25 protein-coding genes are annotated in these 18,842 nt (G+C 64.9%); 11 read left to right on the forward strand and 14 right to left on the reverse strand.

Features of this window, described 5'->3' with window-relative positions; all coding sequences use genetic code 11:
• Position 1: 1 nt before the first annotated feature.
• The 6 genes from AB7535_RS12895 to AB7535_RS12920 all read right to left on the reverse strand — a co-directional run bounded on the left by AB7535_RS12895 (position 2) and on the right by AB7535_RS12920 (position 5,198).
• Entirely contained in the window at positions 2-784 is a 783-nt protein-coding gene (locus AB7535_RS12895) for an ABC transporter ATP-binding protein (RefSeq protein WP_028151793.1), read from the reverse strand.
• Complete coding sequence (locus AB7535_RS12900) at positions 772-1,827, reverse strand: dihydrodipicolinate synthase family protein (RefSeq protein ID WP_439036412.1); 1,056 nt, start codon at positions 1,825-1,827, stop codon at positions 772-774. The genes AB7535_RS12895 and AB7535_RS12900 overlap by 13 nt, the downstream gene beginning before the upstream one ends.
• Positions 1,828-1,833: 6 nt before the next feature.
• The gene (locus tag AB7535_RS12905; protein ID WP_439036413.1) at positions 1,834-2,655 is read right to left on the reverse strand and encodes a GNAT family N-acetyltransferase; all 822 of its coding nucleotides are present in this window, start codon (positions 2,653-2,655) and stop codon (positions 1,834-1,836) included.
• The gene (locus AB7535_RS12910) at positions 2,642-3,679 is read right to left on the reverse strand and encodes an NAD-dependent epimerase/dehydratase family protein (RefSeq protein ID WP_439036414.1); all 1,038 of its coding nucleotides are present in this window, start codon (positions 3,677-3,679) and stop codon (positions 2,642-2,644) included. The genes AB7535_RS12905 and AB7535_RS12910 overlap by 14 nt, the downstream gene beginning before the upstream one ends.
• A 16-nt stretch (positions 3,680-3,695) precedes the next feature.
• Entirely contained in the window at positions 3,696-4,466 is a 771-nt protein-coding gene (locus AB7535_RS12915) for an ABC transporter permease (protein ID WP_439036415.1), read from the reverse strand.
• Between the two features lie 84 nt (positions 4,467-4,550).
• Complete coding sequence (locus tag AB7535_RS12920; RefSeq protein ID WP_063983595.1) at positions 4,551-5,198, reverse strand: TetR/AcrR family transcriptional regulator; 648 nt, start codon at positions 5,196-5,198, stop codon at positions 4,551-4,553.
• Positions 5,199-5,297: 99 nt separating this feature from the next.
• On the opposite strand from AB7535_RS12920, the gene AB7535_RS12925 reads away from it, so the two are divergent.
• On the forward strand, positions 5,298-6,314 hold the full coding sequence (locus AB7535_RS12925) for an ABC transporter substrate-binding protein (RefSeq protein WP_439036416.1): 1,017 nt from the start codon (positions 5,298-5,300) through the stop codon (positions 6,312-6,314).
• A 119-nt stretch (positions 6,315-6,433) separates the two neighbouring features.
• On the opposite strand, the gene panB is transcribed toward AB7535_RS12925, so the two are convergent.
• The gene (panB, locus tag AB7535_RS12930) at positions 6,434-7,255 is read right to left on the reverse strand and encodes a 3-methyl-2-oxobutanoate hydroxymethyltransferase (RefSeq protein ID WP_135216169.1); all 822 of its coding nucleotides are present in this window, start codon (positions 7,253-7,255) and stop codon (positions 6,434-6,436) included.
• A 370-nt stretch (positions 7,256-7,625) separates the two neighbouring features.
• Between panB and minC the strand changes: the two genes are divergently transcribed.
• The 4 genes from minC (at position 7,626) to AB7535_RS12950 (ending at position 9,837) form a co-directional block, all read left to right on the forward strand.
• On the forward strand, positions 7,626-8,324 hold the full coding sequence (gene minC, locus AB7535_RS12935; protein WP_063983592.1) for a septum site-determining protein MinC: 699 nt from the start codon (positions 7,626-7,628) through the stop codon (positions 8,322-8,324).
• A 21-nt stretch (positions 8,325-8,345) separates the two neighbouring features.
• Positions 8,346-9,161: a septum site-determining protein MinD gene (gene minD, locus AB7535_RS12940; protein WP_063983591.1), complete on the forward strand. Its 816-nt coding sequence runs from the start codon at positions 8,346-8,348 to the stop codon at positions 9,159-9,161.
• Positions 9,158-9,439, forward strand: a complete 282-nt coding sequence (minE, locus tag AB7535_RS12945; protein WP_063983590.1) for a cell division topological specificity factor MinE — start codon at positions 9,158-9,160, stop codon at positions 9,437-9,439. The genes minD and minE overlap by 4 nt, the downstream gene beginning before the upstream one ends.
• Positions 9,440-9,651: 212 nt before the next feature.
• Positions 9,652-9,837, forward strand: coding sequence for a hypothetical protein (locus tag AB7535_RS12950; RefSeq protein WP_028161169.1), 186 nt, complete (start codon positions 9,652-9,654; stop codon positions 9,835-9,837).
• A gap of 16 nt (positions 9,838-9,853) precedes the next feature.
• Here AB7535_RS12950 and AB7535_RS12955 read toward each other — a convergent pair whose 3' ends face one another.
• Together AB7535_RS12955 and AB7535_RS12960 are read right to left on the reverse strand one after the other, a co-directional pair.
• Positions 9,854-10,102, reverse strand: coding sequence for a hypothetical protein (locus tag AB7535_RS12955; protein WP_231144930.1), 249 nt, complete (start codon positions 10,100-10,102; stop codon positions 9,854-9,856).
• A gap of 110 nt (positions 10,103-10,212) precedes the next feature.
• Entirely contained in the window at positions 10,213-10,602 is a 390-nt protein-coding gene (locus AB7535_RS12960; protein WP_063983589.1) for a hypothetical protein, read from the reverse strand.
• A 129-nt stretch (positions 10,603-10,731) separates the two neighbouring features.
• Between AB7535_RS12960 and AB7535_RS12965 the strand changes: the two genes are divergently transcribed.
• Positions 10,732-11,514, forward strand: a complete 783-nt coding sequence (locus tag AB7535_RS12965) for an SDR family NAD(P)-dependent oxidoreductase (protein ID WP_439036417.1) — start codon at positions 10,732-10,734, stop codon at positions 11,512-11,514.
• Positions 11,515-11,609: 95 nt separating this feature from the next.
• Here AB7535_RS12965 and AB7535_RS12970 read toward each other — a convergent pair whose 3' ends face one another.
• Complete coding sequence (locus AB7535_RS12970) at positions 11,610-11,840, reverse strand: DUF6894 family protein (RefSeq protein WP_027530842.1); 231 nt, start codon at positions 11,838-11,840, stop codon at positions 11,610-11,612.
• A gap of 377 nt (positions 11,841-12,217) precedes the next feature.
• Complete coding sequence (locus AB7535_RS12975; protein ID WP_439036418.1) at positions 12,218-13,246, reverse strand: hypothetical protein; 1,029 nt, start codon at positions 13,244-13,246, stop codon at positions 12,218-12,220.
• A gap of 335 nt (positions 13,247-13,581) precedes the next feature.
• Here AB7535_RS12975 and AB7535_RS12980 point away from each other — a divergent pair, with 335 nt between their 5' ends.
• Positions 13,582-14,199: a L,D-transpeptidase gene (locus AB7535_RS12980; RefSeq protein WP_166105773.1), complete on the forward strand. Its 618-nt coding sequence runs from the start codon at positions 13,582-13,584 to the stop codon at positions 14,197-14,199.
• Positions 14,200-14,266: 67 nt separating this feature from the next.
• Here AB7535_RS12980 and AB7535_RS12985 read toward each other — a convergent pair whose 3' ends face one another.
• On the reverse strand, positions 14,267-14,698 hold the full coding sequence (locus AB7535_RS12985; protein WP_085399034.1) for a COG4315 family predicted lipoprotein: 432 nt from the start codon (positions 14,696-14,698) through the stop codon (positions 14,267-14,269).
• A gap of 121 nt (positions 14,699-14,819) precedes the next feature.
• Complete coding sequence (locus AB7535_RS12990; RefSeq protein ID WP_014495648.1) at positions 14,820-15,284, reverse strand: MarR family winged helix-turn-helix transcriptional regulator; 465 nt, start codon at positions 15,282-15,284, stop codon at positions 14,820-14,822.
• 102 nt (positions 15,285-15,386) lie between these two features.
• Between AB7535_RS12990 and AB7535_RS12995 the strand changes: the two genes are divergently transcribed.
• Both AB7535_RS12995 and AB7535_RS13000 read left to right on the forward strand, forming a co-directional pair.
• Positions 15,387-17,309, forward strand: a complete 1,923-nt coding sequence (locus tag AB7535_RS12995) for an FAD-binding monooxygenase (RefSeq protein ID WP_439036419.1) — start codon at positions 15,387-15,389, stop codon at positions 17,307-17,309.
• A gap of 239 nt (positions 17,310-17,548) precedes the next feature.
• Complete coding sequence (locus tag AB7535_RS13000; RefSeq protein ID WP_224580733.1) at positions 17,549-17,776, forward strand: hypothetical protein; 228 nt, start codon at positions 17,549-17,551, stop codon at positions 17,774-17,776.
• A 15-nt stretch (positions 17,777-17,791) separates the two neighbouring features.
• Here the strand turns inward: AB7535_RS13000 and AB7535_RS13005 are convergent, their stop codons facing one another.
• The gene (locus AB7535_RS13005; RefSeq protein WP_439036420.1) at positions 17,792-18,070 is read right to left on the reverse strand and encodes a DUF3551 domain-containing protein; all 279 of its coding nucleotides are present in this window, start codon (positions 18,068-18,070) and stop codon (positions 17,792-17,794) included.
• A 112-nt stretch (positions 18,071-18,182) separates the two neighbouring features.
• Here AB7535_RS13005 and AB7535_RS13010 point away from each other — a divergent pair, with 112 nt between their 5' ends.
• The gene (locus tag AB7535_RS13010) at positions 18,183-18,389 is read left to right on the forward strand and encodes a hypothetical protein (protein WP_439036421.1); all 207 of its coding nucleotides are present in this window, start codon (positions 18,183-18,185) and stop codon (positions 18,387-18,389) included.
• 88 nt (positions 18,390-18,477) lie between these two features.
• A complete protein-coding gene (locus tag AB7535_RS13015) occupies positions 18,478-18,840 on the forward strand; it encodes a hypothetical protein (protein ID WP_208086558.1) in 363 nt (120 codons plus the stop codon).
• Positions 18,841-18,842: the final 2 nt, after the last annotated feature.

The following is an 18,842-nucleotide window of genomic DNA, read 5'->3' on the forward strand; positions in this document are numbered from 1 at the left end:
CTTACGCCGCACCCAGCCCCAGCTTCGCATAGATCCGCCTTGCATAGGCGCCGAACGCGTCGGTCGTCTTGAGCGGAAGGTCGCGCGGGAAGGGCAGGTCGATCGGGAAGTAGTCGGCCATCTTCGCAGGGCCCGCCGTCAGCACGGCGCAGTGCGAGGACAGGAACACGGCTTCCTGGATCGAGTGCGTGACGAAGATGATGGTCTTGCCGCTCTCGCGCCAGATCCGCAGCATCTCCAGATTCATCTGCTCGCGCGTCAAGGCGTCCAGCGCCCCGAACGGCTCGTCCATCAGGATCAGTTTTGGATCGTGAATGAAGGCCCGCGCGATCGCGGTGCGCTGCTGCATGCCGCCTGAGAGCTCTCGCGGATATTTCTGCTCGTAGCCGGCAAGCCCGACCAGGTTGAGCAGATCGCGCGCCCGCTCGCGTGCGGCCTTGATCGGCAGGCCAACGATCTCGGCCGGCAAGAGTACGTTGTCCAGGATGGTGCGCCACTTCAGCAGCAGCGCCTGCTGGAACACCATGCCGATGTCGCGGGTCGGATCGAACGGGCTTTTGGCATTGCCAATTCTGACGGTGCCGCCGTCGGCGCCGTGCAGGCCGGCCAGGATCTTCATCACCGTGGTCTTGCCGCAGCCGGAGGGGCCGACCAGCGAGACGAGCTCACCTTCCTGCACGTCCATCGTGACGTCGGACACCGCCAGGAACTCGGCGCCGCCGCTGCGATAGACCTTTCGGACGCCGCTCAGGCTGATGAAGGGCTCGGCGCTCATGCCAGCCATTTGTCCAGATTGGAGGCGACGAACGCATCGTCGCCGAGGTCGGCGTGCTCGCGAGTGACGCGGTCGATCTCCTCTTTCTGGCCGGGGCTGAGGCCCTCGTTCGGGTCGAGGCACCACAGGCCCTGCATCAGGCCCTGACGCCGCAGCACTTCGTGGCAACCGGCGATGCAGCCGTGAAAATTGTTGGCGACGTCGAAGAAGGCGCTGTTGCAATCGGTGACGCGGGCATCGAGGGCGAGCAGATCGGCCGGCACGGCCTCCTTGTGCCGCGCCGCCTTGCATCTCTCGAACTGTTTGATGGCGCTCGCGGTCCATACCGACCAATGGCCGAGCAGACCGCCTTTGAAGTAGGTGCGCGTGGTGATGCCGTTGTCGCGCAGATCGAACGGCAGCATCAGGTCGAGCAGGATGTGGTCGTCGTTGCCGGTGTAGAGCGCGACGCGGTCGAGCGCACCGGCGGCTGCGACGCCGCGCAGCACGTCGAGCGTGCGATAGCGGTTGAACGGCGCGATCTTGATCGCGATCACATTGTCGATCGCGGCGAAGCGCTGCCAGAACCGGCTGGACAGGATGACCCCACCGACGGCCGGCTGGAGATAGAAGCCGACCAGCGGGATCTCGGCGGCGACCGCCGTGCAATGCGCAATGATCTCATCCTCGGAGGCGCTCTTCATCGCGGCGAGGCTGAGAAGCCCTGCGTGATAGCCGATATCGCGCGCGGTGCGGGCCTCAGCCGTTGCCTGGCTTGTTGGACCGGCGAGCCCCGCGACCATCGCAAGCGGTCGCCTGGTCCAGTTGGCTGCGGTCTCGGCGGCGAGTTCGAGCACCGGGCGATAGAGACCGACGTCACGGATCGCGAACTGCGTGGTGTGCACGCCGACCGCAAGGCCGCCCGAGCCGGCGTCGATGTAGTAGCGCGTCAGCGCACGCTGATGCTTCTTGTCGAGCTGGCGCTCCGCCGTGAGCGCGAGGGGGTGCGCCGGCAGCACGGTGCCGTCGGCGATCAGCTTGCGGACGTCGCTGTTGATCTGGCTGTGGTGCATGATGTCCTATCCGAATTCAGGGCCGGCGACGGCGAACGGCGTATCCTTGGCAGCGGTGGTGGCGGGGCCGAACCGCATGCGCTGGAACGGCCGCTCGATGGTCCAGCCCGAGGCGGTCAATCCGTCCAGGAACGCGGCTTGCGGCGCAACGGCATCGATCAGAATCGGGCCGGTCTCGGAGCGCACGATCGCATGAACCAGGGCCAGCGCTGGCGCGGCATTGTTGGCAAGCAACGGTCCGATATGGCGCGCGGTTCGGCCGTCGCGAACCAGCGCGATGGCGCCATGCGCGGCGACGATGCGCGAGCCGGAGCGCAGGGCGATGGCGGCGAGGAGCGCGGTGCGGTCGAAACCGGAGGCGCGCCGGTCCCGCGCTCGCAGCGCATCGATGGTCGCCGATGAAGGCGGTGGGGCTTCGGCTCGCCCGGATTTCACCAGCTTCAGCCGGCGCAATTGCAGCGTCGGCGTGAAGCCGAGCGGGCCGTAGACGGCGGCGCCGTCGGGCGTCGCGTCGAGCCAGCTCGTCAGCCCGTTCTTGCGCGCGGTTTCCAGGCAGGCATCGACGAGACGGGTGGCGAGGCCGCGGCGGCGATGCGTGCCCGATACCAGCACCATGCTGATCCAGGCGTTGTTGCCGGAATAGGGCAGCAGCGCCGCGGTCGCGACCAGCCGTAGGCCGTCGCGAATACCGAACACCACGCCCTCGTGCAGGAAGATTCGCCAGTCCTCCTCGGTCTGGTTCCAGTGCGCTTCCGTCGACAGCACCAGCCCGGCGATCGCGTCGTCGACGGCGAGCTTGAGGATGGGCGGACCGTCAGTAGCGTCCATCGCGCACCTCGTATTTGGTGGGCTTGCCGAGGCTTGGCATGGAACGCGAGACCCAGTCCGCGGTCCAGGCGATCAACTGCTCGGTGTCGACCACCGACAGGCCGAACAGCTCGACCGCCCTGGACGTGTCGGTCAGCCAGGCCGTCGGCTCTTCCTTGCCTGTCAGCACCGGCGCGCGGCCGAAGCGCGCGCCGAATTTTGCTGCGAGATCTCGCACCGCCAAGATCTCGTGGCCGCTGACATTGATCGGCGAGGTCGGCGCGGTGCAATGCGCAAGGCAGCGCAGCGCCTGCGCGGACGCATCGCCCTGCCAGATGAAATTGACGTGGCCGAGACTGACGTCGATCGGGGTGCCCGTGAGCACCTTTGTCGCGATGTCGTGCAGCACGCCATAGCGCATGTCGATCGCGTAATTGAGCCGGAACAGCCGGCCCGGGGTTCCGAACTTGCGCGAAAAATACTCAAACATGCGCTCGCGGCCGACGCAGGACTGGGCGTATTCGCCGGGCGGGTTCGGGGCCATGTCCTCGGTCGCGCCTTTGCCGTCGACGGGGACGAAGGGATAGATGCAGCCGGTCGAGAACGCCACGATACGCGACGTCGGGAAGGCCTGTGCGACCAGCGCCGGGACATGCGCGTTCATCGCCCAGGTCAGCGACAGGTCGCCCTCGGCGCCGAACTTGCGGCCGGCCATGAAGACGATGTTCGGCGCCTTCGGCAATGCGTGAATCGCGCTCTCGTCCATCAGGTCGCAATTGATCGTCTCGACGCCGCGCGCGTGCAGCCAGTCCTTAACGCTCGCGTCGCTGAAGCGGGCGACGCCGATGACGCGGCGATCGGGGGCGGCGGCTTTCGCGAGCCCCGCCAGCGTCGGTCCCATCTTGCCGGCGACGCCGAGGATCATGATGTCGCCCTCGACCTTCTTGAGGTCGTCGATCAGCGCCTGGGTCGGCCGGCACAGGAGATCGTCGAGGGCTGCGATATCCGGGATCGTCTTCGGCAGCGTCTGGCGGGTGAGCAGCATGGATCGGTCCTTGTCGTTAGTTCTGCCTGGCATCGCCGACCACGAACCTGCGTTCGAGGGCGAGGACCAGGCCGTAGAGAGCGACGCCGAGCAGGGTCAGCAGCACGACGGCCATCACCATCGCGGGCGTGTCGAGCGACGACTGAACCTGGATCATGAGATAGCCGAGCCCGCGCTCGGAGGCGATGAACTCGCCGACGATGGCGCCGGCCACCGCGAGGATGGCGCCGACCTTCATGCCGGAGAACACGTAAGGCAGCGATCCCGGCAACTGGATCTTGCGGAACAGCGTCCAGCGCGAGCCGCGCAGCGATTTGACGAGGTCGAGCAGGTCAGGCTCGACCTCGCGCAGGCCGCGCGCGGTGGTCAGCAGGATCGGGAAGAAGCAGATGCTGAAGGCGATCAAGATGTTCGGCACGATGCCGTAGGAGAACCAGACGATGAAGAGCGGGCCGAGCGCGACCTTCGGGATCATGTTCATCGTCACGAACAGTGGCAGCAGCACGAGGCTCAGCAGCGGTGCCCAGCTGAAAATCACCGCCAGCGCGACGCCGACGAACGCGCCGAGCGCGAAACCGCCGAGGATCTCGATCGCCGTGACCAGCGTGTTGGCGCCCCAGGCATAGCTCGCGGTGCCCAGCGTCTGCACCGTCGCGAGCGGGGAGGGCAGGATGAATTTCGGCACGTGGAAAGCATCGACCGCGACCTGCCAGAGCACGAGCACGGCGAGATGCACGATCAGGATGATCGCAAAGCTGCGCGAGGTGCGTGCGCCGTCTCCGGTCACCGGTTGCTCCCTGTTGCCAGCGGCCACCTTGCCGCCGTCCGTCAGCCTAACCGGCCTTGCGGTAAGTTTCAACCAGTTGGTTGATTAGGGTCGGAGCGAATGCAGCAAGAGGTCGACGACATGCCTGCGGCGGGCGCGCCTTGCCGCCCGGCTCGACAGGTCCTTGCCGAAGATCGCCGACAGCGTCGGCGTGTTGGAGAGATAGAAATAGCTGAGGCCCGCGATCGAGATATAGAGCTGGATCGGATCGATCCCCTTGCGGAACACGCCGGTGCGGACGCCCTCGTGGAGGATGTGGGACACGCTCTTCACCAGCGGCGAATGCATCGCCTCTAGCCGGGTCGAGCCGCGGACATGGCGGGCGCCGCCGCGGTTCTCGTCGTTCAGAAGCACGATGAAATCGGGGTTTGTCGCGAGGTAATCGAACGAGGCCTCGATCAGCTTCCGGATCGCCTTTTCCGGCGGCAGGCCTTCGAGGTTGAGCTGGCGCTCCTGCTCGCGGATGTCGGCGTAGACCCATTCGAGCACGGCGAGATAGAGCGCGTCCTTGTCGCCGAAGTAGTGGTAGACGAGCTGCTTGTTGACGCCGGCGCGCTCCGCGATCTCGTCGACGCGGGCGCCGGCAAAGCCGTGCCGGGCGAACTCCAGGCGCGCCGCGGTGAGCAGCTTCTTGCGGGTGGCGACGGGATCGCGCCGCTGCGGCACGGTGTCGCCTGAACGTTTTGCGGGCATTTCCAACCAGACAGTTGACAAGTCGAGGGCGGCTTGTTGCATTGGTATCCTCACATGGGGAGAGCGACAAGCCGGGTCGCGGCAATGAGGAGGGATGCGATGAAGCGTTTGCAGGCTGCGGGCTCGGCTTTGGCTTTGGCCCTGATGCTCGGTGTGCCGGCGGTGCCGGCGAGCGCGGGCGAGGCGGTCAATCTGATCCTGAACTGGACGCCGACGGCCGACCATTCGCCGTTCTATTACGCCAAGGCGCAGGGCTGGTTCGAGAAGGCCGGCATCGACCTCACCATCGAGGTCGGCAAGGGCTCCGGCGTCTCCGCCGCCAAGGTCGGCTCGGGCGGCTCAGCCTTCGGCATCGCCGATCTCGCCACGATGCTGGTCGCGAAAAGCAAGGGCGCGGACGATGTCGCGCTGATGAGCATCTACGCCAACACCGGCCAGACGTTTTATTGGCTGAAGAGCTACGGCGTGAATGGCGTCAAGGATTTTCCGAGCCACAAGATCGGCAACCCGCCCGGCGACGCCTCGCGCGTGATGTGGCCGGCCTTTGCCAAGGCCGCAGGCATCGCGCCTGATGCCGTCAGCTTCGTCAATATCGGCCCGACCGCGAAGATCGCCGCGCTGAAGAGCCATACCGTCGACATCATCAGCGATTTCTACAACGAGCACGATCTGAAGGTGACGGAGTTCGGAAGCGATCTCGGCTTCGTCAACTGGAAGGACATCGGGCTCAACCCCTACGGCAATTCGCTGATCGTCAACGGCGCCTATCTGCAGAAGAACCCGAAGCTGGTCGAGGAGTTCGTCCGCATCTCGCAGAAGGCCTTTGCGGCCTGTGTCGCCGACGTCACGCCGTGCCTGAAGGCGCTGCTCGACCAGGTCTCCGGCCACGACAGGGAGAACCAGGAGCGGCAGTGGGAGCGCATCAAGTATTTGATGACCGACGAGTTCACGACCACCAAGGGTCTCGGCTGGATCGACGGCGAGCGGATGAAGAAGGACTATGAGCTGGTCCAGACCTATCTCGGTATGGAGAAGCCGTTCGACGTGACGACGGCGTTCACGACGAAGATGCTGGATCCCGCCGTCAAGATGGATGCGAGCAAGGTGAAGAAGTAGGGGGAGCGGTACGCTTCCGCTTGTAGCCCGGATGGAGCGAAGCGCAATCCGGGAAACCTGCCGCTGAGGATGCGCTGTCCCGGATTTCGCTGCGCTCCATCCGGGCTACGGTGCCACCCTCAGCTCTTTTTCATCTCGTAGACGTGTTCGGGCCCGGGAAAGGTGCGTGACCGCACGTCGGCGGCATAGCCTTCGATCGCCGCTTCGATGGCCGGACCAAGATTGCCGTACCGCCGGACGAATTTCGGGGTTCGCGGCGACAGCCCGAGCATGTCCTCGAGCACGAGCACCTGACCGTCGCAGGCAGCGCTCGCGCCGATGCCTATGGTGGGGATCGCAATCGTCTCCGTAATCCTGCGCGCCAACGGTTCGGCCACGGCTTCGACGACGACCGAGAATGCACCGGCATCGGCGACGGCCTTCGCATCGTCCTCGATCGGGCCCCAGTCCACCTCGTTGCGCCCCTGGGCACGAAACGAACCGAGCGTGTTGATGGATTGCGGTGTCAGACCAATGTGGCCCATCACCGGGATGCCGCGCCCGGACAGGAATGCAATCGTCTCCGCCATGCGAACGCCGCCTTCGAGCTTCACCGCGCCGCATTGCGTTTCCTTCATGATCCGCACCGCGGAGTTGAACGCCTGCTCCCTGGAAGCTTCATACGAGCCGAACGGCATGTCGACGACGACCAGCGCCTGCTTCGAGCCCCGCATCACCGCGGCGCCCTGAAGGATCATCATGTCGAGCGTAACAGGCACCGTCGTCTCGAAGCCGTGCATGACGTTACCAAGGGAATCGCCGACCAGAATGACGTCGCAATGCCGATCCACCAGTGCGGCCGTATGCGCGTGATAGGAGGTCAGCATCACGATCGGTTCGCCCCGCTTGCGTGCACGGATGTCCGGCGCGGTCTTGCGCCTGATGGAAGACTGAATTGACATGATCGGCTCCGTCCACGGGGGAGGCGGATCGAAACCAGATGCCATGAGCATGTCAATCCGGATGGTCGGGCCTGCGATCACAATGGACGGCGTGAGGGCCCACTGTCTCGACATTCTCAGTGTCATCGCCCGCGTAGGCGGGCGATCCAGTATTCCAGAGGCCGTGCCATGATGCGGATAAGCCGCGGCGTACTGGATGCCCCGGTCAAGCCGGGGCATGACAGCGGTGTGTTGCGCGGAAGCGCTCGCCCAAGCCCTTCCGCAGGCCCAGCCCGTCCACACCCCCACGTGCCCCAGGATAAATTAACCAGCCATTAACCAAATTCGCCGCATCGTTAACCATTCAATAACAGGGATCGAGTCGGCCGCTATGGAGGCTGCAGCAAAAGTCCAACGCCAAATGGTTCGCCTGCGCGGGCGCTCCTACGTGGCCTTCGTGTTCGTGCCGACGGTTCCGATCCAGGACTGGCTGCAGGAGATCGACGCCACGATTGCGCGCTCGCCGGGTTTCTTCGCCGGCCGGCCCGTGGTGATCGATCTGTCCTCGGTCGATCTCAGCCAGTCCGGCATCGCCCATCTGCTCACGAGCCTCCAGGATCGCAACATCCGGGTGCTCGGGATCGAGGGGGTGGAGGAGGGCCGGCTGACGCCGACCATGCCGCCGCTGCTCTCGGGAGGGCGCAGCTGCGTGGTCGAGCCGAGCGCGCCGAAGAAGGCCGAGGCGAAGGCCGTAACCAAGCCGACCTCGCTCCTGCTCGATAGCCCGGTGCGCTCGGGCCAGACCGTGATCTTCCCGGAGGGCGACGTCACCATTCTGGGCTCGGTCGGCTCCGGCGCCGAAGTCGTCGCCGGCGGTTCCATCCACATCTACGGCGCGCTCCGCGGCCGTGCCATGGCGGGGGTCAATGGGCACACGAGCGCCCGCATCTATTGTCAGAAGATCGAGGCTGAACTGCTTGCAATTGATGGATTTTACCAGACTGCGGACGACATCGACGCCGCTTTGCGCGGCAAGCCGGCGCAGGCCTGGCTGCAGGGGAATACCATGCGAATTACAGCACTGAACTGACCAGCAAAGGAGACATTTCAGATGAGTAAGGTACTGGTCGTGACATCAGGCAAGGGCGGGGTCGGCAAGACCACGACGACCGCCGCGTTGGGGGCTGCGCTGGCGCAACGCGGCGACAAGGTCGTCGTCGTCGATTTCGACGTCGGCCTGCGCAACCTCGATCTCGTCATGGGCGCCGAACGCCGCGTCGTGTTCGACCTCATCAACGTGGTGCAGGGCGTTGCAAAGCTCCCGCAGGCGCTGATCCGCGACAAGCGGCTGGAGAATCTCTGGCTGCTGCCGGCCTCGCAAACCCGCGACAAGGACGCGCTGACGGAAGAGGGCGTCGGCAAGGTCATCGACGATTTGCGCGACCGCTTCGACTGGGTGATCTGCGACAGCCCGGCCGGCATCGAGCGCGGCGCCTCCATGGCGATGCGCTTTGCGGACGAGGCCGTGATCGTCACCAATCCGGAAGTCTCCTCGGTGCGCGATTCCGACCGCATCATCGGCATGCTCGATTCCAAGACGGTGCGGGCCGAGAAGGGCGAGCATGTCCAGAAGCACATTCTCATCACCCGCTACGATGCCTCGCGCGCCGCGCGCGGCGAGATGCTGACCATCGACGACATCCTCGAAATCCTCGCAACGCCCTTGCTCGGCATCATCCCCGAGAGCCAGGACGTGTTGAAGGCCTCCAATGTCGGCACGCCGGTGACGCTGTCGAATGTGGACGGCGCACCCGCACGGGCCTATATCGACGCGGCGCGGCGGCTGTGCGGCGACACCGTTGCGATGCAGGTTCCGGCCGAGCGCAGGCGCTTCATGGATCGTCTGCTGCGACGGAGGGCTGCATGAGCATGGGTCTGCTTCGGCTTCTCCGCGGCAAGAAGGCCTCGGCACCCGTCGCACGCGAACGGCTGCAGATCCTGCTTGCCCATGAACGCGGATTGCGCGGCCAGCCCGATCTGCTCGGCGTGCTGCGCGAGGAAATTCTTGCTGTCGTGTCCAGGCACGTCACGCTGGACCCGACCAAGGTTATCGTCCGGCTCGAGCGCGGCGACGAGGTATCGACCCTGGAGGTCGATATCGAGGTGCCGAACGATTTGGAGCGCAAGCGCGCGGCGGTCGGGTAGGGGATCCGGCCGGTACACTGCAAATTTGGGGTGGGTGAGAAGGCGGTCCGCTGGGCATAGCGGACCGCCTTTGTCTTGCTTGCTCGTCACGTCAAATTCCAGGCCTGCCGATGTGATCGGTCGTGGGCGGAACGGGACCTGCGGCGAAATCGTTGTCAGAGGCCGCGGAGCGCCAAGCCAGGCGCTGCGGTTTCCTGAACAGGAGAGCGCCCATGATATCCGAGATCCAGGTCCACACCATCGCGCGCCAGATGCTGGAAAAACATGGTTTCGCTGCGATTGCGAAGGCCGCCGAGCAGGCGCAGGCCTGTGAGGGCCGCGGCGAGGCCGATGAGGCCAAGGAGTGGCGTCACATCGAGGACGCCATGAAGATCATCCGCGGCCCGCACCAGAGCTGATCCGCGGCCAGCGCGCTCAGCGCTCCCCGCGGTCGGCGCCCGGCTGCGTAGTGCGATTTTGTGTCTGCGGCTGGGGACGCTCGCCTGTCTCTTTGCAGGGCAGCGGTTCCCACGAGCCGTCGGGTGCCTGCTGGTAAGCACTGCAGGATGACGAGGTGGATTTTTCCTCGCCTTTCTGGGCATCGGAGTTCTTCGCCAGGGCGGGCGCGGTCAGCACAGCGGCGGCCGCAAATGCGCCGGCGAAAACAAAATGGATACTCCGCATGTGGGCTCTCCTGTCCGAATTCGAAGAGGCCGCATGGTGTCGAGGATTATGACGATAGTTGGCCGCCGCGACGGTTCCGCCACGGCGTGCTTAACGCCGCGAGAGAGCGCCTAGCCGCCCTTGCTGCGGATCAGGCCGGCGAGGTTGGTCTTCTGGGCCTCGCACCAGCCGGGCATGCCGAGGCGGCGCTGGTCCATGTCGGTCGCCTGCGTCGCGACCGCGACCTCGGCCATCAAATCATCGTCCTGCTTCTCGCCCATCTTGCCGCCGGTGTGCATCCAGGCGATCGCCTTGCGCACCTTCTCGGTGGTGCCGTCCGGCAGCTGCATCTGCTGCGCCTTCTGCACGAGGTCCTGATAGACGAGATCGGTGTTCGGACATTCCACCTTGGCGGCGAAGGCCTGCAAGACCATCGTCACATAGGTCGAGCGTGCACGGTCCGCCGCTTGGGCCGGCGCGGCGAGCAGTAACAGACCTGCGATCAGGAAACCGGTGCGCATCCTTGGTATCTCCTCCGTTTTTTTGGGAGGCTAGCGTCCGGCAAGCCACTCCGCAATGGTGCCGGGACGTATTTGTCGCTCCCCGGTGCGGTGCGCTATCGTCAGCCCGTCCTGGCCACGGAGAGCGACATGAGCCTGTTGAGCACGCCGTTCGACCCCGCACGCGATACGGCCCTCGTCACCGGCGCAGGCAACGGCATCGGCCGCGCGATTGCGCAGGCGCTGGTCGGCGAGGGCGTTCGGACCGTGTTCGCCGATGTGAGCCTGGAACGGGTGAGCGCGGCGATCAGCGCGAGCTGCAGGCCTGAACTGGCGGTGCCGTGGGTCGGCGATCTCGCCAGGTCAGACGCTTGCGATGCCCTGCTGGCCGCCGCAGAGGGGCTCGGCGAGGTCTCGCATTTCGTGCACAGTGCATCGCCGCCGCGGCGCGAGGCCGATCATGCGCTCGCGGTCGATCGCAAGACCTGGCAGGAGATGCATGCCGTCAATCTCGATGCCGGATTCCATCTGGCGCGCGGGCTGGCAAAACGGCTGATCGCGGCGAAACGGCCGGGCTCGTTCCTGTTTCTCACCTCGCTGCACGCGGGCACGCCGCGCAACCTGCCGCATTATTCGACGGCGAAGGCGGGAATGGCGATGCTGGTGAAGGAGCTCGCGAAGACGCTCGGGCGTCACGACATCCGCGTCAACGCGCTGGTGCCCGGCGCGATCGCGGCGGGCGGGTTCGTTGCCGATGCCTCGCTGGCGAAGCACATTCCGCTCGGGCGTCTCGGCGAGGCCAAGGACCTCGCGCCGATGGCGCTTGCGGTGCTGTCGAACAAGCTCTCGGGTTACGTCACCGGCGCAGCCTTCGTCGTCGACGGCGGATTGTCGCTGACGAACTGGTTCGAGCCGCCGGAGCTGGACGACTAAGGCCCCGTTCCGATGAATAGGAACGATGCTTTTGAGTCACGGTTCGACGCGCTTTTACGCGAACCGGTTTCCAAATCGCTCGAAAACGCTGTGGCCTAGCGTCGCCAGGCCGGCACGGGATCGAGCGGCGTGCGATAGACCTCGTTGTGATCGCGATCGGTGACGCGCACCGCGCAACCCTTCCGTTGCAGCTCCGGCTTCACCTGCGACAGCTCGGTAGCCAATTGAACGGCGCGATCGGAAGCGACCTCGATGTCTTCGAGGATGATTCCACCCTGGTTCTTGAACTCTTCACCAACCACGAGATCGAAGGAATAGTAGGGCATTCGATTTCCCCGGTGTGACGACGTGAGCTTCAGTGGAAGTCTCAACACAGCTCGGATGATACCACTGAGTCGATATTTTCGAATGAACGGGTCGCGCAATCTCTGTGCTTATGGCGCAGAAATCATGTGCAGCATTCGCGGGCGTTAAGATTTTATTAAATATGTCGACGTGATCATAAGGCATGAAATTGCAGCAGAACCGGGCTCCGGGAACCGGCAGCTGCAAGAGAAGGCCGGCGGCATAAATCCCGACGGCCTTTTCTCTTGACGGAAGACGATCGAAATATCGGTCTCCGTAATTGCCCGGACTCAACGCGTCGCATCGACTCGGACAGCTTGGACGACGTCGCGACAGCGACGCTGCGTCGGCGCCTGATCTAGCGCAGCGGCATCGGCGGACGCACGACAGGTCCGTCGTCATCGGCAACGGCTTGCGTCGTGGCGACCGGTGCTGCCGTCGGCGCGACCGCGGCAGCCTGCGAAGGTGCAGGCGGCGCGGGCGAATAGGCCGGCATGTAGGTTTGCGACACGACAGGCTTCGGCTTGCGAACCGGAGGCGCCGGAGATCGCGGCGGGAGCGTGGACACGCGCGCGCGCGAATCGACCCGCTTGGCCTCAGCCACCGGCTTTGGCGCGGGCGGTTTCGCCATCTCGCGCGCGATCTGCTCCTGCCCGGCCTTCAACTCGGCAATGTTGGCCTTGAGCGCTTCGATCTGCTGCGCCATCGCTGCGAGATCGCGCGTCATCGATTGGACCGATTGCGCGGGATCGGGCTGTGTTGCGACAGGTGCTGCTGCTGCAACCTGAACCGGAGGCGGCGGCGCAGGTTGAGCAGATTGATCGGTCGCTTGATCCGTTACGGCTGGCTCCGCGGGCGGCGCGGCCTGCGCGGCGGTGACGGGCGCGGCGGTCACCGGTGCCGCCGTTCGCGATGTCGAAGGCAGCAGCGAGGTCAACGCAGTCAATGCTGGTTTCCATTCGTCGAGCATCTGCCTGGCCGTGTCGCCATGTTTCTCCCAGGCGACGGCCGCGCTTCCGCCCGCAAACAAGATCATGATGAACGCGCCGCGCAGCCATTTGCCGGCGGAGGATCGCTTCTGCCGGTTGCGACCATCGCTGGCCGCGACGCGCACGGCGGTGTCGACCGAGGGGGCTGCCGTCTGCGGCTCCAGGACGGGACTGAACTTCGGCTCCGGATTGACGGTGCGCTCCGGCGTGAACTTCGGATCTATTTTCGGCTCTGGACGGGTTGCGATCTCAGGGGCCAACGCGGGCGCACCACTGATGGGGCGCGAAGCCAGCACCATGTCGGGTGAAATCTCAACGGCGTCGTGCGGATCGTTGTCCTTGACCGTGTCCTTCACGATCTCATCGACGATTTGCCTAGAGTTCAGCGTCGCGAGCATCGCAGCTCCTTTGAAGTCCGAGTGTTTAAAGTATGGGCGTCCGCATTGGCGCGAGCCGATCTGTCGAGGTGAACCCATCCCAAATCCGATGAGTCCGCACGATGACCCACGAGTCCAGCCGGGTTTGACCAAAGCAAGGCGAGGGGATGGAGACTGTGCGACGCTTCTTCGCCGTTTGTGGTGATGGAACCGGGGCGGCCAAACACGTGCACGTGTTCCGCATTGCCTTTTTTTCAGCACGATTTGGGCAGCATCTAGCGGCGCTGGGGGTGCTGCTATCCGCTATCGGGGGGCCGGTGGTGCCAAAATCTCGAATCGTATTGTTCGTCATTGCCATGCTTCCGCTCGCCGGCTGCATGCAGACGACGCTTTCTCCATCGACGGACGCGAGCATGACGCCGCGCGACCGGCAGTTGCTTGCGCACACGCCCTACGCGCAGGCGAACGTGCCTGAGCAATATCTCCGTCATATCGTCGACTACCCGCGCAAGGAGCAGCCGGGCACGATCCTGGTCGATACCGATGCGCGCTACCTCTATTTCGTGCTGCCCGAAGGCAAGGCGATCCGCTACGGCGTCGCGGTCGGCGAGGAAGCCATGGCCTTCTCCGGCGTCGCGCGCGTTGGCCGTCTGGCGGAATGGCCCGACTGGGTTCCGACAGCGGAGATCCAGGCGCGGCTCGGACCGTATCCGGCGCGCGTCGCCGGTGGCCCCGCCAATCCGCTGGGCGCGCGGGGCATCTACCTCTACCTCGGCAACAAGGACACGCTCTACCGTATCCACGGCACCAACCAGCCGGAATATATCGGGCAGGCGATCTCGTCCGGCTGCATCCGGATGCGCAACGAGGACGTGATCGATCTGTTCGACCGGGTGAAGCTGAATGCCACGGTGGTGGTGCTGCCGCCCGGGCAGAATGCACGGGTCGACGCGGGGTCTAGCTGGCGCGGCTAAGCGCGGTGCGATCGGTTATTCCACTGCTCACGAGGCTTTCGTCGTGGGCAGGGCTGCCGGTTGAGACCTAGTTCTCAGGCCGGGCGACGCGCCATTGCAGCGTCGTGGCATTGCCGTTGGCATCGCCTGGCGCCTTGTCGGCCGGCGAGGTGTAGAGCGGACGATAGCGGTACGCCCACATCTTGCTGCCGTCGTTGCGGCTGATCACGGTGAAGTCGCCGATGGCCTTGGCGTCGACCGTAGCGGATAGCGGGACCCAGCTTTCGGTACACTTGCCGTTGCAGTTCGACGTCTTGCCGGTGGTGTCGCGCTCGTAAGTGTAGAGCGTCATGCCCTTGAGGTCGACGAGCGTGGGGCCCTGCTTGGTCAGGACCACCTTTGCCGGTGCGGTCGTGGCCTCGGGCTTCGGCGGAGCAGGGTCGCCGCCGCCATGGCCGTTAGCAAGCGCTGGGCCGGCCGAGAGCGCGATGGCCGTCGCCGCAATGAGGAACCTGAACATCCGAAACTCCCGAGCGGCAAAGTAAATCGCGCGTTAAACGCCGAATGTTGCCGACCCTAGCAGCCGAAGGTTAGTTCCAGGTTTCGCGGCACTGCGACAATTACGGATGGAAATACGGGGTTCATGCCTCCAGCTCGCGCAGCGGGGCGCGACTGAGCTCATTGCCGGCGGCAATGGCCTTGCGCAGCAGCCGCATCAGCTCTTCACCTTCCTTCGCGCTGAGGCCGCGCAGCATGACGCGCTGGGCGGACTCCACCGCCGGAGTGATCTTGCGCAGCGTGCGTCGGCCCTCGTCGGTGATTTCGAGCTCGCGGGCGCGGCGGTCGCGGCTGGAGGCGCGGCGCTCGGCAAGGCCTTTCTGGACGAGGCGGTCGATGACCCCGGTGATGGTGGTGCGGTCGTAGGCGATCAATCCTGCGAGCGTCACCTGGTCGAGCCCCGGATTGGCCTTGATGGTCGCAAGGGCCGCGTATTGCACCGGCGTGAGGTCGAAGCCGGCTTCGCCGACTTCGGCCAGAAACACCGCCACCGCGATCTGCTGGAACCGGCGCGCCAGGTGCCCGGGCATGTCGTTGTTGTCTTTCACCGAATTCTCCGTTGCGGCAGGGAATGCGCGGATCGTTGACAAGTATACTGATAGTCAGCATACTGAGCAATATCGAAGAAGACGTTGACGGGAGAGGTGCTCATGCAATTCCATCTCAATGGATTTCAGCCGGGCGATCCTGAAATCGCCGATCCCGCCGAACGTATTCAGGCTTCGGGCGCAGCCGGGGCCGTGCCTGAAGAGGTCGATGTCCTCATCGTCGGCTGCGGCCCTGCGGGCCTGACGCTCGCGGCCCAGCTTGCGCAATTCGGCGACATCAAGACCTGCATCGTCGAGCAGAAGCCGGGCCGTTTGCTGGTCGGGCAGGCCGACGGCATCGCCTGCCGCACCATGGAGATGTTCCACGCCTATGGGTTTAGCGAGCGCGTGCTGAAGGAAGCCTATTGGGTTAACGAGACCACGTTCTGGAAGCCGGACGAACGGAAGCCCGAGACGATCGTCCGCAGCGGGCGTGTGCAGGATGTCGAGGACGGGCTGTCTGAATTCCCGCATGTCATCCTCAACCAGGCGCGCATCCATGACGGCTTTCTCGATCTCATGCGCAAATCGCCGGCCAAGCTCGAACCGCATTACAACCGGCGCCTGCTCGACCTCGAGGTCGATCCGGCGGCAGGTCCCGCCAACCATGCCGTGACGGTGCGCCTCGAACGTGCCGATGCCGGCAATGAGGGGAAGGTGGAGACGATCAGGGCGCGCTACGTCGTCGGCTGCGACGGCGCGCGCAGCACGGTGCGCAAATCGATCGGCCGCGAGCTGCATGGCGATTCCGCCAACCACGCCTGGGGCGTGATGGACGTGCTGGCGGTGACCGATTTTCCCGACATCCGCTTCAAGGCCCTGATCCAGTCGGCGAAGGACGGCAGCCTGCTGATCATTCCGCGCGAAGGCGGCTACATGGTCCGCCTCTATGTCGAGCTCGCAAAGCTCGATGTCGGCGAGCGCGTCGCCAATCGAAACATCACCGCCGATGACGTGATCGCGAAAGCGCGGCGGATCCTGAAGCCGCACACGTTGGATGTGAAGGAGATCGCCTGGTGGTCGGTCTACGAGATCGGCCAGCGCCTGACCGACAAGTTCGACGACGTTCCGGAGGCCGAGATCGCCTCGCGCCTCCCGCGCATCTTCATCGCCGGCGATGCCTGCCATACCCACAGCCCGAAGGCGGGGCAGGGCATGAACGTCTCGATGCAGGACGCTTTCAATCTCGGCTGGAAGCTCGCCGCCGTCCTCCGGGGGCAGTGTGCATCGGGCCTCTTGCATTCCTATTCGGCCGAGCGCCAGGCGGTGGCGAAGGAGCTGATCGATTTCGACCGCGAATGGGCGGGCATTCTCGCCTCCGCCGCCAAGGCCGGTGGTGCCGATGCGGCCAGGACGCAGGACTATTTCGTCAGGCACGGGCGCTATACCGCGGGCACGGCGACGCATTACCGGCCGTCGCCCCTCACTGGCGCGACATCACACCAGCATCTTGCCGAAGGCCTCGTCATCGGCACGCGCTTCCATTCCGCGCCGGTGATCCGGCTTGCGGACGCCAAGCCGGTGCATCTCGGCCATGCCGCGCAGGCCGATGGCCGCTTCCGCGTCTACGCGTTTTCGCCCGCGGAGGATCCCGCCGCCGCGGGATCGGCGATCCGCGCGCTGTGTGATTTTCTCGCAGAGGCCCGTGAATCGCCGGTCCGTCGCCATACGCCCGCTGGAGCCGACATCGACAGCGTGATCGACCTGCGTGCCGTCTTCCAGCAGGATCATCGCGCGCTCGCCGTGGAGGCGATGCCGGCGCTGCTGCTGCCGCGCAAGGGGCGACACGGCTTGATCGACTACGAGAAGATGTTCTGTCCGGACCTCAAGAGCGGCCAGGACGTTTTCACCATGCGCGGTATCGATCGGAGGGCTGGCTGCATCGTCGTGGTGCGCCCCGACCAATATGTCGCGCAGGTCCTTCCGATCGACGCTTTTTCTGCGCTCGCGGCGTACTTCGACGGGTTCATGCTGCAAGCGAGCTGACGCTCAAACAGCCCTGGCGTTGCCAACGAAAGCCCGGTCCTCGCGCCGGGCTTTCCGTTTGGTTCGAGTCAGGTTCCCGGCTTGTCCAATTTAAGAAAGTTCTTCGCGGGCAGATTTCATCGATCGTAATATGTGTACTCAAAGCTGTAAGCATCCACTCGGGGCAGCGGGGCAACGGGAGGATGACGATGAGACAGAGCCAGGCGGAGACACGCCGCCAAAATGTCGCGAAGCGGTCGATGACCAAGGAGGCCAAACAGCTGTCCAGCCTGATCGCCGGGCTGCGCAAATCCCTCGACGGAATTCACAAGGAGCGGACGAGCACGAAGCTCACCGGTGCCGAGATGGGCATGCTCGACGAGCGCCGCAACAACCTGTTGCTGACCATCGCAGCGTTGGACGACCGTCTCTCGGCGGTGCAGGGGCTGATCGATCTCGGCCGTCCCCATATCATCCGCGTCCACTAAGCGGATCGCGATCCCCTAACGGTTCCGTCGCGGCGGCGATGGACCAGGGCCCGGTGGCCGGCTCCGCAGGGCATAAGGGTTGGCGTAGCACTGGGCAGACTGCCCGGAAGCAGTCGCGGCGCACTGCGCGATCGACGTGAAGCTGCAATCGATGCTGCTGCCGTCGATGGTGTAGATTTCGATGCAGACGGGATAGCGCGGATCGTAAGTCTGCGCCCGCGCAGGTCCGGTGGCAAGCAGCGCCACGCCAGGCAAGCCCGCGGCAAGCAGAATCGCATTTTTGATGCTGCGCACGATCAATCTCCGTCGCTCAGTTGGAACCAGGGCACAATGCTGCCGTCGATGGCACCAAATTGCCACGCTCCCGGCGAATTGCCGCCAAAGCCCGCTGCCACGAGGGGAGCTGGTGCAGGGCGAGGCAAGGGGATGCGCATTGGCCTATAAAATGGTCGCAGAACGCGACAATGAGAAGTGCAGTTTTGCCCGCGAGAGCCGGTTGCTCATCGTGGCGAAGGCAAAAGTATGGGCGAGCGAGGGATGGAAGGTCGTCATCACCGACCCGGACGGCAAGGCCTACACTCCGCCCGAATTCGATCAGCTGTTGGCGGCGTGACCGCGCGACGGGGCCGATTCTTCTTTTGACGCGTTTTCTTTACGCGAACCGGAATCCACTTCGCTCGAAAACGCTCTAGGGGGCGACATTGATTTCGCTGTTTCGACCGGGGCGCGACGTGATCGCGCCCCTGGTGACTCTCGCAGCCGCGGCGCTGACGGTGACGGTCGCGTCCGCGCAAAATCTCGATGCCGGCAAGCCGGCCGCAAAGCTCTTCGCGGACGGCTGCGCGACCTGCCATCGCAGCCCGCGGGGATTGGCGAAAGGGCGCTTTAGCCTGACGCTCGCCTGGTTCCTGAAGGACCATTACGTAACCAGCCCCGACTCCGCCAAGGCGCTCGCCGCCTATCTGGTGTCCGTCGACGAACCGCCGCCGCGCGCGGCGGCCAAGTCCGGTGCAAAGCCGGCCAAATCCGCGCCGCGTCCGCCCAAGGCGGTGCAGAGCCAATAGCC

This window comes from Bradyrhizobium sp. 956_D2_N1_4 (assembly GCF_052076025.1).
Taxonomy (GTDB): Bacteria; Pseudomonadota; Alphaproteobacteria; order Rhizobiales; family Xanthobacteraceae; genus Bradyrhizobium; species Bradyrhizobium barranii.

Coding starts and splice junctions, on each gene's coding strand:
- AB7535_RS12895 (WP_028151793.1), bottom strand. CDS start 784: ATGGCTGGCATGAGCGCCGAGCCCTTCATCAGCCTGAGCGGCGTCCGA.
- AB7535_RS12900 (WP_439036412.1), bottom strand. CDS start 1,827: ATGCACCACAGCCAGATCAACAGCGACGTCCGCAAGCTGATCGCCGAC.
- AB7535_RS12905 (WP_439036413.1), bottom strand. CDS start 2,655: ATGGACGCTACTGACGGTCCGCCCATCCTCAAGCTCGCCGTCGACGAC.
- AB7535_RS12910 (WP_439036414.1), bottom strand. CDS start 3,679: ATGCTGCTCACCCGCCAGACGCTGCCGAAGACGATCCCGGATATCGCA.
- AB7535_RS12920 (WP_063983595.1), bottom strand. CDS start 5,198: ATGCCCGCAAAACGTTCAGGCGACACCGTGCCGCAGCGGCGCGATCCC.
- AB7535_RS12925 (WP_439036416.1), top strand. CDS start 5,298: ATGAAGCGTTTGCAGGCTGCGGGCTCGGCTTTGGCTTTGGCCCTGATG.
- panB (WP_135216169.1), bottom strand. CDS start 7,255: ATGTCAATTCAGTCTTCCATCAGGCGCAAGACCGCGCCGGACATCCGT.
- minC (WP_063983592.1), top strand. CDS start 7,626: ATGGAGGCTGCAGCAAAAGTCCAACGCCAAATGGTTCGCCTGCGCGGG.
- minD (WP_063983591.1), top strand. CDS start 8,346: ATGAGTAAGGTACTGGTCGTGACATCAGGCAAGGGCGGGGTCGGCAAG.
- minE (WP_063983590.1), top strand. CDS start 9,158: ATGAGCATGGGTCTGCTTCGGCTTCTCCGCGGCAAGAAGGCCTCGGCA.
- AB7535_RS12950 (WP_028161169.1), top strand. CDS start 9,652: ATGATATCCGAGATCCAGGTCCACACCATCGCGCGCCAGATGCTGGAA.
- AB7535_RS12955 (WP_231144930.1), bottom strand. CDS start 10,102: ATGCGGAGTATCCATTTTGTTTTCGCCGGCGCATTTGCGGCCGCCGCT.
- AB7535_RS12960 (WP_063983589.1), bottom strand. CDS start 10,602: ATGCGCACCGGTTTCCTGATCGCAGGTCTGTTACTGCTCGCCGCGCCG.
- AB7535_RS12965 (WP_439036417.1), top strand. CDS start 10,732: ATGAGCCTGTTGAGCACGCCGTTCGACCCCGCACGCGATACGGCCCTC.
- AB7535_RS12970 (WP_027530842.1), bottom strand. CDS start 11,840: ATGCCCTACTATTCCTTCGATCTCGTGGTTGGTGAAGAGTTCAAGAAC.
- AB7535_RS12975 (WP_439036418.1), bottom strand. CDS start 13,246: ATGCTCGCGACGCTGAACTCTAGGCAAATCGTCGATGAGATCGTGAAG.
- AB7535_RS12980 (WP_166105773.1), top strand. CDS start 13,582: ATGCTTCCGCTCGCCGGCTGCATGCAGACGACGCTTTCTCCATCGACG.
- AB7535_RS12985 (WP_085399034.1), bottom strand. CDS start 14,698: ATGTTCAGGTTCCTCATTGCGGCGACGGCCATCGCGCTCTCGGCCGGC.
- AB7535_RS12995 (WP_439036419.1), top strand. CDS start 15,387: ATGCAATTCCATCTCAATGGATTTCAGCCGGGCGATCCTGAAATCGCC.
- AB7535_RS13000 (WP_224580733.1), top strand. CDS start 17,549: ATGACCAAGGAGGCCAAACAGCTGTCCAGCCTGATCGCCGGGCTGCGC.